Source organism: Halomonas sp. BM-2019 (assembly GCF_017584085.1).
This window is the reverse complement of record NZ_CP071922.1, coordinates 3,838,502-3,840,972: the sequence shown is the minus strand read 5'-3', so window position 1 is coordinate 3,840,972 and position 2,471 is coordinate 3,838,502. Positions and strand designations below refer to the sequence as shown.

General features: G+C 48.6%; 2 protein-coding genes (1 of these 2 cut by a window edge). Both read left to right on the top strand.

The window, feature by feature from the left end; translation table 11 throughout:
* Window positions 1–28 precede the first annotated feature (28 nt).
* Window positions 29–409 (top strand): holo-ACP synthase, encoded by a 381-nt coding sequence (gene acpS / locus J5F18_RS19030; RefSeq protein WP_346300085.1) that lies wholly within the window; start codon window positions 29–31, stop codon window positions 407–409.
* A 19-nt stretch (window positions 410–428) separates the two neighbouring features.
* Window positions 429–2,471 carry the 5' portion of a GTP diphosphokinase gene (gene relA / locus J5F18_RS19025; RefSeq protein WP_346300084.1) on the top strand. Its footprint extends 516 nt past the window's final position, so only the first 2,043 of its 2,559 coding nucleotides appear in the window; its start codon is at window positions 429–431; its stop codon lies beyond the right edge, outside the window.

Below are 2,471 nucleotides of genomic sequence, written 5' to 3'. Positions count from 1 at the left end.
GATTTTGCAAGGAGCTCGATAAGCTTTTATGGCGATTATTGGCGTAGGTACCGACATCGTTGAGATTGCGCGTCTGCGCCAAGCCTTGGAGCGTCAGCCGGCGCTCGCGCAGCGTCTGCTAACGAGTAACGAACAAAATCTAATGGCCGCGGCAAAACAGCCTGAGCGTTACTTGGCCAAACGTTTCGCTGCCAAAGAAGCGGCGCTAAAAGCGCTGGGAACAGGCTTGCAAAATGGGTTAAGCTGGCAGCATATTGAAATTAGTAATGATGCGCTGGGGCGACCGCTGCTTGCTTTCAGTGACAACGCACTGGCGTTAGCTGATTCTTTAGGTGTAACTCAGGCGCATGTTTCGTTGAGTGACGAAGTTGATTATGCGCAGGCGTTCGTTATTTTAGAGGGTGTTTAAGCCATAGTAGGGAGGAGTTATGGTTCAGGTTCGCAATGTCCATGTTGATCGTAAAGGTTCTCAGCCAGAAAACTGGCTCGGGGACATTATGCAGCCTGAAATCCGTGAACAACTCGGCGACATAGCGGGCACACTGAGTCAAATTCAACATCCTGAGACCGAGACACTGCTGTTAAAAGGGCAGGAGATGGTCGAAATCCTTGCCGAACTGAATCTTGACCGCAAAGGTCTGTTAGCCGCGCTGGTGGTTCCTTTCTTTGAAGCAAATCTTATTGACGACGACTGGTTGCAGGCAAACTTAGATGCTGAAATGGCGCAATTAGTCGCCACCGTCCAGCAAATGCAGAGCATCAGTGAGCTACAACATTTTCGTCATGGCAAACCGGGAGAAGCGCAAATTGATGCGGTGCGGCGGATGTTATTGGCGATGGTGGAAGATGTTCGCGCCGTTTTACTTAAACTGGCTGAACGCGTCTGCTATTTACGTCAGGTAAAAAATCTTGATGAAGAAACACGGGTTCTGGCGGCCAAAGAATGTAGTGAAATTTATGCGCCACTGGCCAACCGCCTGGGTGTAGGTCAGCTGAAATGGGAACTTGAAGATCTCGCATTTCGTTATTTACATCCGGATATCTATATGGCCATCGCCAAGCAACTTGACGAAAAGCGTTGGCAGCGTGAGCAATTTATTGACGCATTTGTCACCGATTTACAAAGCGAGCTTGATGCTCAACATGTGGACGCCAAAGTTTATGGTCGTCCCAAACATATTTTCAGTATTTGGAAAAAAATGCAGAAGAAAAATCTGCAGTTTGATGAATTGTTTGATATTCGCGCGGTACGAATCATCACCCAATCACTAAAAGATTGTTACGCGGCGTTAGGCATTGTTCACAGCAAATGGCGGCATTTGGCATCTGAGTTTGATGATTACGTCGCGACACCGAAAGCCAATGGTTACCAGTCCATTCATTCGGTGGTGATCGGTCCTGAGCAGAAGAATGTCGAAATTCAGATTCGTTCTGAGCAAATGCACAATGATGCAGAACTTGGTGTTGCTGCGCATTGGGTTTACAAGGAAGGTCACGGCAGTGGGCGATCGCAAGGCTACGAAGATAAAATTTCGTGGTTGCGCAAGCTGCTAGCGTGGCATGAAGACATGGCGGAAAACGAAGAACTGGTGCAGGAAATACGTAGCCAAGTGTTCGAAGATCGCGTTTATGTCTTTACCCCAAAAGGCGATGTTATTGACTTACCTGTGGGTTCGACGCCGCTTGATTTTGCCTATTATATCCATTCGCAGGTCGGCCACCGCTGTATTGGCGCCAAAGTCGACGGCCGCATTGTGCCGTTCACTTATGAATTAGGCAACGGTGAGCGGGTTGAGATAATGACCCAGAAGGAGCCGAATCCGAAACGAGATTGGGTCAATCCTGCACTGGGTTATCTGAAATCAGCCCGAGCGCGCAGCAAAGTCCAAGCCTATTTTAAAAAATTTGATCGCGAACACAATGTCGTCGCTGGTCGCGAGTTGCTCGAACAGGAATTAAACAAACATAAACTGACGCTACAGGACGCGCAAGGAGCGGTCGAGCGTTTCAATATGAGCCACATGGATGACTTATTGGCGGCTATTGGTGCGGGTGATGTGCGTTTACATCAAGTGGTCAACTTTGTTCGTGGACCAAGTGAAACGCCACTTGATGAGTTAGAAAAACTAACTACGAAACGGCGGTCACCAGCAAAAGCAGGCAAGCAGCGCGAAGGCGTTAAAGTGGCCGGCATTGGTAACCTAATGATGAATTATGCACGCTGCTGTCAGCCGCTTCCCGGTGATCCTATCATGGGTTATATCACCCAAGGACGAGGTGTGTCCGTGCACCATGAGGAGTGTGAGCAGCTGCAGCACTTATTGCAACAGAATCCAGCGCGCGGCATCGAGGTTGATTGGGTGGATGATCAAAAACAACCGCGTTACGTGGCAAAGTTAATGATTGTTGCTGACGATCGCTCCGGCTTATTACATGATATCACCAGTATTTTGAGCCACGAAAAAGTCAAT

Coding starts and splice junctions, on each gene's coding strand:
- acpS (WP_346300085.1), top strand. CDS start 29: ATGGCGATTATTGGCGTAGGTACCGACATCGTTGAGATTGCGCGTCTG.